The organism is Paenibacillus favisporus, from assembly GCF_040545415.1.
Classification (GTDB): domain Bacteria; phylum Bacillota; class Bacilli; order Paenibacillales; family Paenibacillaceae; genus Paenibacillus_AQ; species Paenibacillus_AQ favisporus.
Genome location: NZ_JBEPLV010000001.1, coordinates 1,274,777 through 1,292,158 on the forward strand (window position 1 = coordinate 1,274,777; position 17,382 = coordinate 1,292,158).

General features: G+C 47.7%; 17 protein-coding genes. 6 read left to right on the forward strand and 11 right to left on the reverse strand.

The window, feature by feature from the left end; all coding sequences use genetic code 11:
- Positions 1 to 25: 25 nt before the first annotated feature.
- Positions 26 to 868: an AraC family transcriptional regulator gene (locus tag ABID47_RS05985; protein WP_354495273.1), complete on the reverse strand. Its 843-nt coding sequence runs from the start codon at positions 866 to 868 to the stop codon at positions 26 to 28.
- A gap of 173 nt (positions 869 to 1,041) precedes the next feature.
- Between ABID47_RS05985 and ABID47_RS05990 the strand changes: the two genes are divergently transcribed.
- The gene (locus ABID47_RS05990; protein WP_354495274.1) at positions 1,042 to 2,427 is read left to right on the forward strand and encodes a family 4 glycosyl hydrolase; all 1,386 of its coding nucleotides are present in this window, start codon (positions 1,042 to 1,044) and stop codon (positions 2,425 to 2,427) included.
- 319 nt (positions 2,428 to 2,746) lie between these two features.
- Positions 2,747 to 3,946 (forward strand): serine hydrolase domain-containing protein, encoded by a 1,200-nt coding sequence (locus ABID47_RS05995; protein ID WP_354495275.1) that lies wholly within the window; start codon positions 2,747 to 2,749, stop codon positions 3,944 to 3,946.
- 39 nt (positions 3,947 to 3,985) lie between these two features.
- Here the strand turns inward: ABID47_RS05995 and ABID47_RS06000 are convergent, their stop codons facing one another.
- The 3 genes from ABID47_RS06000 to ABID47_RS06010 are packed head-to-tail and all read right to left on the reverse strand — an operon-like array spanning position 3,986 to position 5,773.
- Positions 3,986 to 4,447 (reverse strand): hypothetical protein, encoded by a 462-nt coding sequence (locus tag ABID47_RS06000; protein WP_116230140.1) that lies wholly within the window; start codon positions 4,445 to 4,447, stop codon positions 3,986 to 3,988.
- Between the two features lie 5 nt (positions 4,448 to 4,452).
- A complete protein-coding gene (locus ABID47_RS06005; protein WP_116230141.1) occupies positions 4,453 to 5,244 on the reverse strand; it encodes a hypothetical protein in 792 nt (263 codons plus the stop codon).
- Between the two features lie 22 nt (positions 5,245 to 5,266).
- Positions 5,267 to 5,773, reverse strand: a complete 507-nt coding sequence (locus ABID47_RS06010) for a CBO0543 family protein (protein WP_116230142.1) — start codon at positions 5,771 to 5,773, stop codon at positions 5,267 to 5,269.
- Between the two features lie 212 nt (positions 5,774 to 5,985).
- Here ABID47_RS06010 and ABID47_RS06015 point away from each other — a divergent pair, with 212 nt between their 5' ends.
- Positions 5,986 to 6,390: a hypothetical protein gene (locus ABID47_RS06015; RefSeq protein ID WP_354495276.1), complete on the forward strand. Its 405-nt coding sequence runs from the start codon at positions 5,986 to 5,988 to the stop codon at positions 6,388 to 6,390.
- 100 nt (positions 6,391 to 6,490) lie between these two features.
- Here the strand turns inward: ABID47_RS06015 and ABID47_RS06020 are convergent, their stop codons facing one another.
- The 4 genes from ABID47_RS06020 to ABID47_RS06035 form a co-directional block, all read right to left on the reverse strand.
- Entirely contained in the window at positions 6,491 to 7,711 is a 1,221-nt protein-coding gene (locus tag ABID47_RS06020; RefSeq protein ID WP_354495736.1) for an MFS transporter, read from the reverse strand.
- Positions 7,712 to 7,933: 222 nt separating this feature from the next.
- Complete coding sequence (locus ABID47_RS06025; RefSeq protein WP_354495277.1) at positions 7,934 to 10,114, reverse strand: M56 family metallopeptidase; 2,181 nt, start codon at positions 10,112 to 10,114, stop codon at positions 7,934 to 7,936.
- On the reverse strand, positions 10,111 to 10,203 hold the full coding sequence (locus tag ABID47_RS06030) for a hypothetical protein (RefSeq protein ID WP_354495278.1): 93 nt from the start codon (positions 10,201 to 10,203) through the stop codon (positions 10,111 to 10,113). Before ABID47_RS06030 ends, ABID47_RS06025 begins: the two co-directional genes overlap by 4 nt.
- 22 nt (positions 10,204 to 10,225) lie before the next feature.
- Complete coding sequence (locus ABID47_RS06035) at positions 10,226 to 10,483, reverse strand: BlaI/MecI/CopY family transcriptional regulator (protein WP_354495279.1); 258 nt, start codon at positions 10,481 to 10,483, stop codon at positions 10,226 to 10,228.
- Positions 10,484 to 10,710: 227 nt separating this feature from the next.
- Between ABID47_RS06035 and ABID47_RS06040 the strand changes: the two genes are divergently transcribed.
- Positions 10,711 to 11,526 carry a nucleotidyltransferase family protein gene (locus ABID47_RS06040; RefSeq protein ID WP_354495280.1) on the forward strand — a complete coding sequence of 272 codons (816 nt, stop codon included), beginning with the start codon at positions 10,711 to 10,713 and terminating at the stop codon, positions 11,524 to 11,526.
- 94 nt (positions 11,527 to 11,620) lie between these two features.
- Here the strand turns inward: ABID47_RS06040 and ABID47_RS06045 are convergent, their stop codons facing one another.
- On the reverse strand, positions 11,621 to 12,640 hold the full coding sequence (locus ABID47_RS06045) for an alpha/beta fold hydrolase (RefSeq protein WP_354495738.1): 1,020 nt from the start codon (positions 12,638 to 12,640) through the stop codon (positions 11,621 to 11,623).
- 138 nt (positions 12,641 to 12,778) lie between these two features.
- Here ABID47_RS06045 and ABID47_RS06050 point away from each other — a divergent pair, with 138 nt between their 5' ends.
- Positions 12,779 to 13,684, forward strand: coding sequence for a LysR family transcriptional regulator (locus ABID47_RS06050; protein WP_354495281.1), 906 nt, complete (start codon positions 12,779 to 12,781; stop codon positions 13,682 to 13,684).
- A 138-nt stretch (positions 13,685 to 13,822) separates the two neighbouring features.
- Here the strand turns inward: ABID47_RS06050 and ABID47_RS06055 are convergent, their stop codons facing one another.
- A complete protein-coding gene (locus ABID47_RS06055) occupies positions 13,823 to 14,698 on the reverse strand; it encodes an aminoglycoside phosphotransferase family protein (RefSeq protein WP_354495282.1) in 876 nt (291 codons plus the stop codon).
- A 190-nt stretch (positions 14,699 to 14,888) separates the two neighbouring features.
- Entirely contained in the window at positions 14,889 to 16,352 is a 1,464-nt protein-coding gene (locus ABID47_RS06060; RefSeq protein WP_354495283.1) for an alkaline phosphatase family protein, read from the reverse strand.
- Positions 16,353 to 16,476: 124 nt separating this feature from the next.
- Between ABID47_RS06060 and ABID47_RS06065 the strand changes: the two genes are divergently transcribed.
- A complete protein-coding gene (locus tag ABID47_RS06065; protein ID WP_354495284.1) occupies positions 16,477 to 17,370 on the forward strand; it encodes a phosphotransferase enzyme family protein in 894 nt (297 codons plus the stop codon).
- The last annotated feature ends 12 nt before the right edge of the window (positions 17,371 to 17,382 follow it).

Consider the following 17,382-nt stretch of genomic DNA (forward strand, 5'->3'; position numbering starts at 1 on the left):
AGGGTGAATGCGCAGAGAACCCTGGTTATTCGAATTTCGAAGGCGGCACATTGTAATATTTTTTGAAGGCTTTTGAAAAGGTAAACGGATCAGGATACCCGAGAAAGCCTGCGATCTGTTGGATCGTGTATTTTTTGGCGTAGAGATAGTCGCGTGCCCGGTTCATTTTGATTTGGGAAATGTACTGTCCTGGCGTAATGCCTACGCTTTTCTTGAAATAGGAGATAAAATACTTTTCGGATACGCCGACTAGCGCAGCGAGCTCATTCATCCGAACGGAACGGTGCAGGTTTGCATCCACGTATTGAAATACGTCCTGCAGTACACTTAGGCTTCCTTCGGTTTTACCCGGTTTCCTGCCGTTGAGGAATGTGCCGGTGTAGGCGCCTTGCCCGTGAAGCTCAAGGATCTTTGCAATAACGGCGAGGAGGCAGGCTTTCAAGTAAAGCTGGTTCCCTGGTGTGCCGCTGACCTGTTTCAACCGGCGATAGGCCTGTGTGAACAATATCGCTTCCTCCTGGATCAGACCGCGTGGCACAATTCCAGGGAGTTCGAACTCACCTAGTATTCGCTGTTGTTCGCCGATACCGAAATTGAAATGAATGTAAATGAATCGGCAGCCGTCTTCGGTCGTCGAAGCGATATAAGGCATATCGGGATAAAAAAACACCGCATCTCCCGGACCTGCCGTATGTTCGGACTCGCCGATCGTTACCCTCACAGAGCCCGATTGAATGAACCATAGATCGTAATCGGGATGAGACTTGTGCTCGGTCCAATTCTTATCGTGAGCTTGTTCTAAATAAGAGCTTATGCCGAGCGTGACATACTCCGAGAGTTCGTTGAGAATGCTCATGTTTGCATTCATCGGCTTGCATGACCTCCTCTACCGCATGACATCTGTGATTTTAAACTTAGTATATCAAAGGGTTTATGAGTTGTTAATGATATTACTTTTTGACATGTACTTGAAACGATCTCACATTCCGTTTTCCGGTCATCCTCCTATAATGGACTTATACCATACGAGGAGGGTTATTTGTGAACAGTGTGAACATGCAGCAGCCGAAGGTCGTCGTCATTGGAGCAGGCAGTCTGTTTTTCGGTCGTCAGTCCATTTGGCAGATGGTCCATTCTCCATACTTGAATCAGGGAACGCTTGCTTTGGTGGATACGGACGAGGAACGATTATCGAAAATGGTCAAACTGGCGGAGATGGTGGCCCGCGAGAACAACGTATCTTTGAAGGTGGAGGGCTCGACGGACCGAAGACAGGTGCTTCCAGGGGCTGACTTTGTCGTACTCAGCTTTGCGGAGCAATCGGTCAAATATCGGGGCATCGACTGCCAAGTGTCATTAAAATACGGCATTCGCATGTGCTCCGGGGATACGATCGGACCAGGCGGTATATTTCGGGCGATGCGGGAGCTGCCGGTCATTATGGAATGCGCCAGAGATATTGAAGAGCTGTGCCCCGACGCCTGGGTGATCAACTATATTAACCCGTCTACCGTCAATGGGATCGCTTTACACCGGTATGCGCCGAAGCTGAAATCGTTCGCGCTGTGTGACAGCCATCATATGCCGCATAAAAAGGCCTATTACGCCGTAAGGGCGGGAATTATCGGGGACAGAAGCGGGTTCAATGAGGAGATCGACCGGAAGTTCGACTTCCGCGTCGCCGGCGTCAACCATTTCACGTGGCTTTTGAAAGCGGAGTTCGAAGGCAAGGATGTCATGCCGACGATCGCGGAGGCGATGCGCAAAGCGGCTGGCGAGGAAAATAACGGCGGAGATCGCGGGGCAAAGGCGCTTCATAACGATGCTATTACGTATGAACTGTACGATATTTTCGGGTATATTCCTACCTGTACAGCCCATACCAAGGAGTACGTCCGTTATTGGCAAGGTCACGGCAAGACGCCGGACGCCATTCCGCCGTTGTCGATATGGGAGACGGAGGACCGGTATCAGCGTCACGACGAGATGTGGCGGCAGGTCGACGACTTCCTCACAGGAAATATTCCGATTGCCGATTACATGAGTACCTTCGGCCCGGATCATGCGACAGACATTATCGAAAATATGGTGGGCAACTTGGGGAAACGGTTCTTCATCAATACGCTGAATCGCGGCGCGGTCACAAATATGAGCGACGACTCGTTCCTGGAACTGCTGTGCGACGTGAGCATGGACGGGGCGAAGCCAGTCCACGTGGGCGAGATGCCGCGGGGAATACGGGGCATGCAGGAGCTTGTGCTGGATACGCATGAGCTTACGGCGGAAGCCGTCGTGGAGCACAGCTACGAGAAGCTGCGGAGAGCGATGCTGACGGATCCGCTTGTGAACTCGATCAGCGACGCAGACCAGATCATCAAAGAACTGCTGATACTTGAGCGAGAGATGATCCCTGATGCTTGGTATTAAGAATGACAATCCAAACCCAAATCAGGTTCGGCGTCATGATCGTCAGTATATGTAGGAGAAAGCCGGGCGCATTAGGCTGAGAAAGTTCCATGATTGAACCTTGGTGCCCATACAACAACAGGCAAGCGAGCTAGCGCATTATGCACAGCTCGTTTGTTGTTTTTGGATATTCAAGCCTCCGATCGTTCTGGATTTATCGTTTTGGGCTGGGGTACGCCAATTATACACATGAATCTTTAATAACACCTTATTATATAGAAGGCATGTATTCAGATAATATATTAATGCGGGGTAAATATAGAAGAAGGGATGGTGGAAAATGATGAATTTTACGAAGCTCACTGCGTATCTGGATACTTTTTATAATGAGAAAAACATTCCTGGTTTAGGTGTCGCTATGTATCACAAACACCAGCCTGTTTACGAACATTATACCGGGTTTTCAGACGTAGAGAATCAGGTTCCATTTAGAAGGGACAGTATTTTCAAATTGTATTCTGCAACAAAGGTCGTGACTTGTACAGCACTGCTGCAGCTGCTAGAGCGAGGAAAATATAAGCTCACGGATTCTTTGTATGAGTATATCCCAGAGTTTAAGCACATGCTTGTTCGTCATTCGCTGCCAGATGGAACAGTCGACCTGGTTCCTTCACAAAATCCAATTACCATCGAGCATTTGTTTACAATGACAGCAGGAATCGAAACGATTCATACGGATGCAGTTCATAAGGCTGTAGCCGAGAGCAACAGTGAGGGCCGGACACTTGCTGTTATCAGGGCAGTGGCGCAGGAGCCGTTAGCCTTTGAACCGGGCTCGCATTTTAAATATACCGCGTGCCACGATGTGCTGGGTGCATTGCTCGAGGTCATAACAGGGCAAAGCTTTGGACAATATTTGCAGGAGAATATTTTCGATCCGCTAGAGATGAAAGATACCTCATTCCAGCTAAAGGATGAGAGCCGCTTTTGCAAGCTGTACAATCGATTTAATGGTAAGACGCACACGGCAGAAAGCGTCGGAGAAACCTTTAAGCTTAAGCCAGGTCCAGCTTATGAAAGCGGCGGCGGCGGATTATATTCCACAGTGTCAGACTATATTATATTTGCAGAGGCATTGTGCAACTACGGATTGGCACCGAATGGCGTGCGCATCCTTAAACCGGACACAGTGGATGCTATGCGAAGCAACCGCCTGTCGCGTACTGCGCAGCAGGATTTTGCCAAATTCGGCGGGGGAAGCAAACTGGGCTATAGTTATGGCTTAGGCGTAAGAACCTTAGTGAATCCTGAGGATAACAATGCACTTAGCCAACATGGGGAATTTGGCTGGGATGGCGCTAGAGGCTGTTACGTTGTCATGGACCCTGAATCGGAAGTCACGCTGTTCTATGCGCAACAGGAACAGGGTTCGGAGTGGTATCGCTGGCACGGTACGATACGGAACTATGCCTATGCTAGCATTTGGGATGCAGAGATGCCACCAACCCAATATAAAAGCCGACGTTTAGAGGATATATGAGGCGAAAAAAGCCGCATGGTTGCGGCTTTTTGTATTTTCTTAAACGACCCTTGCTGTTCCAAATGCATAATGATGCCATAAAATATCTTCCACCGTATCAGCCTGATCCTCCTCGCACTCAATCAAGAGGATCACTTCCGAATATTTGCCCCGTAACAGACGCCGCTTCTTTTTAATGACTTTGTAGTAGAACAAGTCGATGCAAACCCCAAGGATAAAACCAACAGACGTGCCAATCAGGCCGCAATAGATCGGCCCCCAGGCCAGCTTAAAACCGACACTGGCACCAATGACGGCAAACGCCGTGCCAAGCGCTGCTCCAGTGCTGATCAACGAAATTCCGTCCGCGTTGTGGATACTGTCAAACAATCTCCGCTCCGTTTTGCGATTCGTTAAGGGTACAGCGAAAATGTTCTCTTTATGGATTCCGTTTTTCTCCAGAACCGTGATCGCTAATTCCAAATTGGTGGAATGCTCAAACGTTGAAAATATTTGTACCATCGGGTTTATTTCACTACCTTTCCCTTTTTTACTTGAAACGAAGGGCTTTGGTAATGCTTGATCAGGAAACTCTTCTGCTCGTTGTTAAACAGCTTGTTATTTTCCACGGTGTTTGCATACGAGTCGTACGCTGAAAATCCCCACATGGAAGGCATGAACAGCAGCCATTGTTTGTCAAGCACAGCCGTTGACTCCGTTAATTGACCAAGGAACAAGTACTGGACGGACAGAAGCAGTTTGGAGAAATATAAAAATACGATCGTCCAAGCAAGTGCGAAAAACGCGGTGACGATGCGGTGAATGTGCAGCTGTCCGAGCCCTGGCATAAATAATGACCAGATGACCGACATGACGGGTTGCCGTTTATCCAAATAATTAATCTCCATCGCTCCGATGGTAAAAGAGTTAAATGGCGCATTTTCTTTTTCAGCGAGCAAATAAACTTTGTTCATATCGACCGATGTTCGGTAACTATCCCATATGCCAAACAAATAAACCGGAATATACATGAGCATCCACCTTGGATCCAGCACCTCTTTCGCTGCCTCAATATTCCCGCAAAACGAATGCACCATCGCCAGATTAATTTTTGCGTTGTAATTGACAATCACTTCCCACATAAACAAGGTGAGCCCACGTAAATATTTGCTTAACAGGAGGTGCCCGAAACCCGGAAATGCCGCAGACCACCAAGCAATGACATACGGATTGCGGATATGAAACTGGGTGGTGCCGGCTATGGAAATATGGGCCTTGTAGCGGCGGAATTTGTTTTCGACATTCCTGTAATTATCCACGAACTTTCCTCCATAAATACACTTAAAGATTGGCTATTTGCCTTCTCACGAGTTTCAAATTACATACAAGAATTAAGAATATAAAGGGATATAATACAGCTGAATACCATAGCTTCCAACCGTTGTAATAAAAAAAGTCGGTCTGCACTGTGAGCCATTCAATGCCAACAGAAAATACTGACCAGATTAGAATATAGGTAATTTTGAACCGCAATCTCTTATGGAAAGGGAAAAAATTCAAGAACAGGAAGCTGACGGACGGGAAATACATGATAATCGCCAACATAGACAGCCACTGGAATCCGGGGGACAGGTAACCATAGAGATCATAATGCAGGTCAAACACCACATCCGTTGTAAGACCGAATGCGTAGGCAAAAAAGGAAGTCGCATAAATTTCGACCCTGCTTAAACTTTTTGGGACTGAAAAAGACACAATGTTCAGAAATAAAAAAAGGACAAATACATAGACCATGCTTATTGACCACTTCCCGTTTTGATCCGGCGCAGTTCTGTGCCTGATTAGCATTATGGGATGATTCAGATGATAATAAACCCCCTTCACTGAAGACAGTAAAAAGCCCTCGGCGATGGTGCCAAGGACTGATCGGATTTTTGTTGGGCACTACTAGTCTCCCAAAAAGATTATACTTTTGGCCGGGTCGTGTTTCTACCCAAGCATTACCATAGGGACAACATACATTAATAGAGTCAACTTATGATGATTAAGGAGGAGATATGATGGGGAACAACAATATTCACGGCTGTCCCGCTCCACAGAATATTACATTGGTGCAGCGCTTGCAGGCGCTTGTGGGACGAACGGTTACGGTGTTCCAGCCCGGGTTTCCGAGATTAACCAAAACGACAGGCAAGCTCTCCAATGTGACCAAGTCCTCGTTTACCGTTGGCAAGACTGTAGTCGCAATCCAGACCTCCTTCTATATCGTCACGAACGAAAGGGTTATACGGACGAAACCCTTTGACTTGACGGCCACCGCAGAAGATATCGGCGAACTGAACGGGATTTTAATCCGCGTGGGGCGGGGTTTTGTCGAGCTTGTCCAGACCCCGGGCCGAAGAGTGCCTACCATTTTTCCATTGAATATATTTACTGAAGTGATTTGCGAAAGCGAAGAGGAGTAAGAACCGCAACAAAGCGAAAACCTTCAATCCGTTGTGGCATGGATTGAAGGTTTTTTGAGTTTAGATGCTTCTATTTTATTGTAAGATGCAATGCAGTTTTTTACCCTTCTTCCGTCGAGTACGTCTTCAGGTTCCGAAGAACAGGGAAAAGCCAATACATCCAGATCACGGCAACAGCTAGGGTGCCAACGCCGCCGATGATGGTTGCCGGCACGGCACCGACCAACCCGGCCATCGTACCGGATTCGAATTCGCCGAGCTGATTGGAAGTGCCGATGAAGAGCGAGTTAACGGCATTGACCCGACCCTGCATCTCTTGGGGCGTGTTCACCTGTACAAGCGTCGAACGAATCACGACGCTGACGACGTCGGCTGCGCCGGTGAGAAACAACGCGAAGAGCGAAAGCCAGATGCTGCGGGAGATGCCAAACAGGATGGTCGCCAAGGCGAACACCACGAGCGAGGCAAACAGCGTTTTGCCAATGGCTTTCTCAATCGAAATACGCGTGAGAATCAGCGAAACAACGATCGCCCCGACTGCTGGCGCGGCGCGAAGCAGGCCGAGACCGGTCGGACCGGTCTTCAGGATTTCGTCGGCAAAGATGGGCAGCAATGCCGTCGCGCCGCCGAGCAAAACGGCGAACAGATCGAGCGAGATGGTGCCCAGGATGATTTTACGGGCGAATACGAACCGCAGACCGCTGAAAAAGGTGTCGATCCCGACGGCATCCAGCTTTTTAACGAAATGAACGGTCTTCACGAAGAAAATCAATACGACGGATATTAGGAGCGCGACCAGCGTTGTGATGTAGGCCGTAGAGATGCCCCAGATCACGAGTAAACCTCCGAGCGACGGGCCGACGATCATCGCCGTTTGCATCCCCGAGGCGGACCAGGCGGCTGCCTGCGGCAGCTGCTCGCGGTCGACGATATCCGGCACGAGGGCGGCAGAAGCCGGGCCTTCGAAGGTACGGCAAGCGCCGAGAATGGCAGCGGCGATCAACAAATGGACAGAGGTGATCCAGCCCTCAATGCTGCTGATGACGAGAAAGACGACGACAGCGCACTCCATGAGTTGGCAAATATAAACGATGGTACGGCGATCATAACGGTCCGCCGTCTGCCCGGCCGGCAGCGTCAGCAACAGCATAGGCAGGAACTGGGCCAGCCCGACAAAGCCGAGCTGAAAGGCGCTGTCCGTCAGTGCGTACATCTGCCAACCAATGACGACGGACAGAATTTGAAACGCGCTGGCCGAGAAAATCCGCGCGATCCATAAGTGCAAAAATGAGCGGTTATGGAGCACGGACGAAGTGTTCACATTCAATGCAAGTCATCCTTTCTTGTTGTGGAAAAAATGCCGAACGTATAGTTTCGGTAAAGCGAAACTATGTATTTGCTTACATAGTGCTAATTCATTTTATATGAAATGAAAAAAAGAGGGAAGGGAGGGGGAGAAAAACATGGAAGCCCCTCACGATAATAATCGAGAGGGGCTTGCTTATTATTCGTGCTATTTCCGAAAGTTATTTTTTTCAAGGGACTATTGCAATGGAGCAGAAATCATAGCTTTCAGGCTGTCTTCCGGGAGTTTGTCCATGCCCCAGAAAACGGCAGTATAATAAATATCGTTTTGCTTCCATAAGTAATAAGGAAGTTTAATGTTATCGTCTGATGATAAGTAGACATGATTTTTGTCTTCATAAGCCGAAACTTCGACGCCGTCCATCTCCAGTGTCCGGGTGAGCGAGAATTGGGACGCGTCGAAAAGGGGCTCTTTGCTCTGATATAGCGAGACACCGGTTGAGGAATCGGAAGGTCCGTGATAAGTTGTCCATAGTGTGTCCGTTGCTTGTCTGAAACCAAACCTGGTATTCTGGTCGCCGGCTCTAAGCAGTACCGAACCGCTCAGTTTATGTTCGGGCAATTCCTGAGGGATTTTCACCTTAAAGCCGAGAAGGTTCTTCGCCGCAAGCAAATCTTTCTCATCATACAGGGGAAATGAGTTTCCAGCTCCGTCGTAGCGGACATGCTGTATTTCCTTCGGCATAGCAAAAGATTGCACCATTTTGGTGAGATCTTCCTGCGACATATACTCGCTATAATAATTGATTGCGTACCATACGTGGTCATCCTGCCAGTAGAAGCTTCTGCCGGTTTCCGGCCTTTTCTTGTCGCGTCTCATTTCCGTGAATAACGTGCCTTTGACATTGCCGACCGTCACGGCTTCCTGTCGGTATTCAAGCGGCTTGTTCGGATTTGGGGGAATCTGAGAATAAGGAGCTCCCTGCAATTCACCCTCCTCCAACAAATTTCCCTTGCCCTTGGAAGCCTTGACCTCTATGGTTTGTTCATTTTTTTGGCCAAAGTTAGATACAAAAGTAACGGATACTCCGTCGATAATAGGATCGGTATCATGAATGTTGGTGACGTTCTTAAAATATGTGATAGCCTCCAAATGATAACCTTCAGGAAGATAGTCAGGTACTTTATAGTTATACTTCGGAAAATCAAGTGCCCGATCGATACTATGAAACCATCTGAATCTGTCGTTGTATGTAGGATATAGATTCAAACCAGGGTTTACGGATGGTTCCACCATATCCAACTTAGTATCCTTCCCGGCATCCGACGCATTGGTGAGCAAGATGGCTCCCATGACCATAAACAAAAGAATCGCAGCGGCGGATAGCTTGTACGAACCTTCCTTAAACTTGGTAATCATCTTCATTCTCCGTTTCGCCTCATATTTGCTGTCCCCAAAATGCGACAGGTTGATGCCAGGAGGAGGTTGATGGGAAAATGAACGCGACAGCATGAGTAAGGTCTTGCCATAAGGCAAAGCTTCACGCTCTCCCAATGTTTCAAGAACTTTTGCGTCGCAGGCCACCTCCTGATCGGCTTTCATCTTTCTTATGGAAAGCCACACCAAAGGGTTGTACCAATGCATCCCGACGGAAAGAGCCCACAGGGAATTGAACCATAGATCCTTACGTTTGTAGTGCACCAGCTCGTGCATCAGGATATGCGTCAGCTGGTTTGGGTCGGCGATCGTGCAAATATCTTCAGGCAAATAAATCCTAGGCCTCCATAAGCCATAAAGACAAGGGCTGCGAAGATGGCTTGTTTCATAGGCGTATATTCGTTTTTTTATGTTCAGCTTTCGTTTACACGCTTCAAGAACGTTGAGTACTTTAGTTTCCTCAATCTTTAGGGAGTTTCCAACTCTTTTTCTGAAAATGAGCGCGCAAAACAGGTAATATCCTCCCAAGCATAGAAGCCCTACAAGCCATATCAGCGAGCCGATCGAAAGCCAAGTCAGTCCACTCGTGGTGCCTGTGGAATGGTCTTGAGAAGAACGTGTTACGAAGGGAGACCCAAGTTCCTCCGCCGGATTTGGAGTGAGTTCAGGAAGCTGTTTTTTTACATCCGTTTCATTGTATTGAATTTCCGTGCTGGATCCGTTCTCACTTTGTTGAGTAGGTTGATCCGAATTTCGTTCCATCGGGAACATTTGCGGCAGCACATTAAACAGGCTCATCGGACTCTGCGGAGCAATGGGAACCAGAAGCTTAATTAACACAAGAAACCACAATATATAAACAACTCTAGGTTTAAGATGCTTTTGGAACAGCTTCCGGATCATAAGCAATAACAGTAGGATTACCGTCGATGCCACTGACGCTGCGAACAGAAGAGAGAAGGCCGTTTCCAGATACTTCATGACTTCTTCTTGTTCTCCAAGATTTGTTGAAGCTCCTCAATATCTTTCTCCGAAAGTGTCTCTTCTTCGAGAAATTTTGCGCACAGCATCCCTACAGCTCCTTTATAAACTCTATTCAGGAATATTCTCGGCTTTCAAGTATTCATCATGCGAAACCAGCGGATAGTAGAGGTAATTCCGGCCGGACTTTTCAAATCGAATGGCCTTTTTCTTGTGAAGCCTATTCAGGAAGGTTTTAACTGTCTGGTCTGACCATTGCATTTGCTGGGTTAATTCGGAAATGATCTCGCTGGCGGACATAGGCTCCTTTTGCCAGAGAAGCTTCATCACTTCGCTTTCGGCTTCAGTAATGTGCGGGAATTCGTGCATGGTATTCACCTTTCTTGTTTTTTTGTTTACAGCTGTAAACGATATTTAAAGTTTACAAGTGTAAACGTAACGTGTCAAGCTTAAATTGAGCCCCCCGAACGCAACAAAATACGCATACTTTTAACGTCCGCATCCTTGACAACGGCATGCAGTTGACGATCAATCTTTGTAAATGTTATTTTGTAATAATACCCATTTTATGGGTCACAAATTAAGGGGTGCTTGGCATGAAGTTATCTTTACACGATCGATTCATTAAACAAGCGATTGAACATGTAAGCAAAGATCAACGTTTTATGGGCCTGCTCGCGGGCGGATCTATGATGTATGGAGAAATGGATGAGTATAGTGATCTGGATTTAATTATCGTCTACGAGGATGCTTTTCAAAAAGAGATCATGGAACAGCGCATCCAATTTGCCGAAAGGCTTGGTCATTTACTGTCTGCATTCACAGGCGAGCATGTTGGGGAACCCCGATTGCTTATTTGTTTATATGGACCAGCCGCTCTCCATGTCGATTTAAAATTTGTTCATTTGGAAGAGCTCGAATCCCGGGTCGAGAACCCACTGATTCTTTGGGAGAGGGGGAGTGGAATTTCAACAATACTCAATAATACAAGTGCATCTTTCCCCTCCCCTAAGCCTCAATGGATCGAAGATCGCTTCTGGGTATGGGTTCATTACTGTGCTGCAAAATTAGGGAGAGGCGAATTATTCGAAGTGATCGATACGATAACATTTATGCGGAATACAGTGTTAGGACCATTGGTACTCATCCACAACGGTCGTTCCCCAAGAGGAGTCCGAAAGCTCGAGAAATATGCTCCCAAGGAAATGGAGGAATTGCAAGGAACGATCCCTATCCATAGCTTTGAAAGCTGCTATCATGCGTTAAAAAATACGATCCAGATGTATCAGCGTCTACGCCAAGGTTCGGAAATTGTGCCAAGGAACGAAGCAGAACGCGTCTCCATCGAGTTTCTTGACGGTATCTATTCAGAAAATTCCAATGCCAGCTCGTTTAACGAACGGAAACTATAGCACAGCATAACACAACAGCAGCCGATCCAATGGATCGGCTGCTGTTGTTACTATGACTAGGATTTGTTAAGTTAGGTGTTATGAGTTCAATGAACTATTCATTTACGCGAATCGCCAACAGGCGTTTTAGGTTGTCATCAATAAATTGATTATCGGGAGGGTTGATTCCGCGGCCGGCAAAATGGCCCCAGATCGACTCGATCGGTTTAAAAATCGCATGAGGTATAAGCTTAGCCTCATATTCATTATCGTCCGCCGGACAGAAGAGATCCGTACTTCCCGGCATGATGCAGGCATGCGCCTTAATGCTTCCCAGCGCCTTATCGAAATCCCCGTTATAAGCGGGGTTTGCACTAATATCCGCATGTTGGCCGGTCCATAACATGGCCAGGACGTTATGCGGATCCATCTTCATAAAGCTATCTTCCCAGACGCCAGCCATAAAATCTGCCAAAGAGCTGAATCCCATCTCACGATAAATTTCCTCTCTGTAAAAGGCTTGAGATACGCCCCAACCTGCATAGACATGGCCAACGGCGCGCATGTCAGCCGAAGTCAACCCGTCAAGTTTACTGGAATCGAATCGGACTGCAGCCATGAGCGCGGCTTTCATTCCGCCCAGGACCACATACGTTTGGGGCCAAGTCTTTGCAACTCCGGCGAAAGGTGCGATTCGTTCCACCATGTCGGGATAGCTTGCTCCCCATTGGAAGGCTTGAATGCCTCCCATGGACCAACCAACAACGAGGGCGATCTTCTGAATGCCGAATTTTTCGGTCACCAGCCGATGCTGGAATGTAACGTTGTCATAGATCGTTACCTGCGGAAAATTCGCCCGGTCGAAAGGCGGAGGCGTATTACTGGGAGAGGAGGATAATCCGTTGCCCAATAGATTCGGAACGATAATGAAATATTTCTGCGGATCCAGTGCCATGCCGTCTCCGATCAACCATTCATTCTGAACGTGCTGGTCGCCAAATGCCGTCGGATAGACGATGACGTTATCTTTCTTTTCATTCAATTTTCCATAAGTCTTATAAGCAAGGAAAGCGCTCGGTAACGTCACTCCCGATTGCAAGGTTACGTCACCCAAATCAAAAATTTCATAATCCATCATATCGTTTGCTCCTTTCAAAATGAAACCAACAGATTGTATTGCTTGTTGTCAGTATAGTTCTGTGTTACTCTCAATAAAAGTGAATAGAATTCAAAGCAGTGTTCAATATTTTTGAAAATGAAAGGGGAACGTGTGATGGAATTGCGCCAGCTGAATACGTTCCGTACGGTTGCATCCACATTGAATTTCAGTCGGGCTGCGGAAGTGCTAAACTACGTCCCCTCCAACGTCACGATGCAAATAAAAGCATTGGAAAATGAGCTTGGAGTTCGTCTCTTTGACCGCTTGGGCAAGCAGCTTGTTCTCACGACGGCGGGGAAACGCTTTTTAATTCACATTCAAGGTGTTCTGGACAAGCTGGACGAAGCTCGCGGCGCCGTTCATGACAATGAAGATTTAACCGGCACCCTGACGATCAGTGCCAATGAGGTCGTGTGCGCCTATCGGCTCCCAGCTGTCTTTCAACGATTTCGCTCGAAGCATCCGGGGGTCCGCCTGATCTTCCGCTCCGTTCCAAATCTGGAGCTCAAGCAAGCACTATTTGAGGGAACTGCTGACGTCGTCTTTATGCTGGACGAGCCCATTCGCTCGAGCGGACTTGCCGTGGAACCGTTGGTGGAAGAGACGTTCCGCCTTTTTGCTGCTCCCGACCATCCTCTCGCCAAAAGAAACCTGCTTCAGCTGGAAGATTTTCACGGAGAAGTGTTCCTGACAAATGAAAAGGGTTGTCCCTATCGGACCATGTTCGACCGGTCATTTGAGAAAGAGGGGATAGACAGTATTACGTATTTAGAGTTTCAAAGTGCTGAAGCTATTAAACAATGCGCCGTTTCGGGAATCGGTATTGCCTTTCTTCCTGAAATCGTAACGGAAGCTGAAGTTGAACGGGGCGACCTTGTTGCTCTTCCATGGGAAATTCCGGATCTGCACGTGTATACCCAGATGTCTTGGCATAAAGACAAGTGGCTCTCACCAATCATAGAATCTTTTATAGAAACGGCAGGGGAAGTACTTGCAAATTCCCCTGTTCATGCCGTGTAGTTCGCGGAACGATTCATTTAACAAAAAAACAAGTTCTTGTCTTTTTCGAAAGACAAGAACTTGTTTAGTTAAGATGAATCGTGGGGGGACGTATCATATGGATAGAAGGGCGTGGCTAGAGGCATATAGGTTCCATTCTTATAGCCGCTTGTAGTCCTGGATAATGGTGTCCACCACATGCTTTCCCCAATCCGCAGCTTCCGAGCCCTTTTCGTTCCAATCATAGGTGATAAGCCCTTTCCATAGGGCCCAGCCGCGAGCGCGATGAATGGTGTCCTCATCAAAATCCATCCGCTTCAGGAACAGGTCGCGGCTGGCTTCATCAAAAAAGTTCCAAGCCATCACAAGGTCGCTCGAAGGATCGCCTACGCCCATCGTTCCGAAATCAATAACGCCGCACAGTCGTCCATCCCTCACCAGCAAATTGCCTACGGCAACATCACCATGCAGCCATAGCGGCTTTGATTGGTATGTTGTCGCAAGGGCAAGCTCCCATATTTCCGTTAGCAGCTTGTGATCGTATTGACCGGATAGCTTTTCGATGATCGTTCTTGTATCATCATCATATACCGCAAGATTTCCCCCTCGATGAAAGTTCTGGACCCCTGCCGGGACGCCGCGGCTTGCGTCGATCGCCTCCAACTCTTGTAAAAAACGGGCGAGGTCTTCGGCAAATTGGTTGTGATCGGATATGTTGTTGTGCGTGACCGTGTCGCCGTCAATCCAACGGTTCACGGACCAGGGAAGAGGATATTCGTCCGTGGGCGCTCCTTTTCCAACCGGAACCGGAATGGGGACGGAAAGAAGCGGCTTGAAAACGGGAAGCCAGGTCAGTTCTTTTTCAACAGCCGAGGCGTAGCTTTCATGACTTGGTAAACGGACGGTCATTTCACTGCCCAGCCGGAAGGTACGGTTATCGTGGCCGCTTTTTTCTACAGGCTTTATCTCTAAATTCGCCCATTCCGGAAATTGGCTATCGATTAATCGGCGTACCAGCTCACAGGTAATCTCCATCTTCTCACCGCTTTCTAAAAAATGGTAATCAAATTATAACCTTTCTCCTGCATCTCCTCAAGGGTTGGAGAGACCGAGAAATAAGAACGTAAAAAAACCGGGATATATATAGCCCGGCTATCGTTATTTTTGAACATGTCTCTATGAAATCAGACCAGTCACCCTGGGGCCGAGCAATGTTATAATCAGCTCAATCCTTTAAAAGTTGAAGAAAGTAAGATTTCAAATCAACAACCCGCAGTGATTCCGGTTTATGGTCTGTACCGGCAATCATTAGAGGAACGAGCGACTCCGCTTGACTTATGCCCCCGTGCCCTGCGCCTCCTATATGGGTGGGTGAACTGCCGTACTTCAATTCATATCCCGGCTTTGCGGTTACGACCATGTATTCCCCATGATGTGAATGTAAGGCAGCGGACAATCGCCGGAGAACATCGGGGTAATGTCCATAGTCCACCGTATTCTTTTGGGTATTGATTTGTAAATCAAGCACTTCAGGATCTTCGGCGAATGTCCATGATTGATGATAGGGATCAACCATGTCTCCTTGTGAGCGATAGGCGAATTTCTTGGATGATCCTGATCGAATAACACGAATCCAATCATCATCTTTCCAAGCCAATATATCGATTCTCGGGTCAGCCTTCAATACATCTGATATTTGCTCAAAAGAATATTGTGAGGTTAGCTTATACAGATAAGCCATTCTATCATTGATGGCAAGAACAAGCTCGGTCTGGTCCGTTACGGCGCCTCCCTGCCGTAAAATGCGGTATCCGTTCAAGATTTGCCCTAAATCAATGACCGGTTGGCGATTTTTCGGGTGGACGTGAGCCATACCGTTATCCCCCATGATGATGATTACGGCTTTTTCCAAAGCCTCTTCCGGTGAACCAAATGCCTGCAGCAAGGTCTTCAATTGGTGATCGGTGCGGATCACGCCACCCAAATCCGACGGTCCTTTTTTATGTATTTTTTGGTCCAGATCGGGGAAATAGACATATAGAAAATGAGGCAATTGCTCGTTTTGAATGAGATGCGTCACCATTTGGAGCGCATATTCATTGTTAAAGCCGAACTTACCGATGGGGCTCACCGGCAAACTTTTCACGCTTTTCAGCGGATTTGAGAATGCTCCATAGGCAAACAAATCCGGACCTTTGACCGTGACATTTTTAGGTAACGCTGTCGGCATATGAATCCAAAAAGGAAAATTCAGCTGGTGATCCGCGCTTCCCCGATAGATCAAACCATTAACGGACCCCGATTGTAACCCCATACGGTCCAATTCTTCAAAAATGGTCGGTATTTGCGGATTCAGGTGGTCGCCGTTCATACGGATTAAGGCATCATTCAAATATTGGTTGATTCCGTTCCTGTATATTTCCCAAAATCCGCTGCCATAATTAATGACTTTCTTGTCTTGCGTAGAGTACCAGACCAGTCCCGGTACACGATGTTCATCCGGATACGTTCCCGTCAGCAGAGTGCAGTCAATCGACACGGACATCGTCGGAAATGAGGTAACGACATTCCTATAGTATTGACCGTGTTCCATCAAGAACTGAAAAGTTGGAAGTTTGTTTTGCTCGATTCCCTTATCAATCGCCTGGCTCATTAACGTATCGACACAAATGAAGATAATGTGCTGCAACCTGTTCACCTGCCAATTTTTTCTGCAAGCCTATTCTTAAGCCACATTATTTGCTTTCAGTATTCAAAATATTCGGCAAGCGGAATGTCATGTAGGATGACATCCGATAGAAGGGGGAGTAGAAGTGAGCGATCGTGCGGATTTGGCGCTGCCATTGGATAGGCTTTTTGAACAGTTTCATATCAAAGTGGCCTCTCCATTGGGTGGGAGACTCAACCAGCACTGGCTGGTAAATTTCAAGAACGACCACCTTGTATTACGGCGCTGGTACAAAGAAACTCATTTGGAAGAGATCGATTATGAGGTGAATTTGCTTAAAAGCATAGCTGAGCTTGGATGGCCTGTGGCAGCCGTTATGGAAGGGCCGTTCGAGATGGACGGGTATATCTGGGGTTTGTTCCCTTATCTTTACGGTGAACCGCCATCTGTCGACAATCGGGCAGCCGAACAGCGTGAAAGGGGGCGGCTTATGGCTCAGTTTCACTCAGACCTTGGCAAACTCAGTGGTATCGGTCAGCGCAAGGATTGGCGGCGGTGCGAAGAGATTCTATTTGACTCCGAGCTAGATCGATTGCTGTCAAGAAATGAAAAGCAGCGCCCTGAGGAAATACGAATTCTGTGGTGGCATTTGGAGCGTGCCCGCAGGCGAGTGGAGGAGCTGAGACTTCATTCCAGACCCGGGATCGTGATCCACGGGGATTTTACACCCTGGAACCTGCGATTCCAGGATGGGAAGCTCTCCGGCATACTCGATTTTGAGCTTGCTCACTGGGATCATCGAGTAGGCGACTTTGCTCTTTCTTGGCGGGGAAAGTACGATGAGGTTATTTATGGGTATGATGAAGTATCACCTCTTGAGCTGGAGGAGTGGGAACTGATCACGCCCATGTGGTGGGCGGGGCTGATTGAGAATGCATGCAGGCACCTGAAGGAAGGAACTTGGGACGACGGCTGGATTGTCAGGAAATTGTTAGAGCGTTCACCGTTGATGGGACAGGACGCCGTCCCGTTCCGTTAAATGCGACTGTTA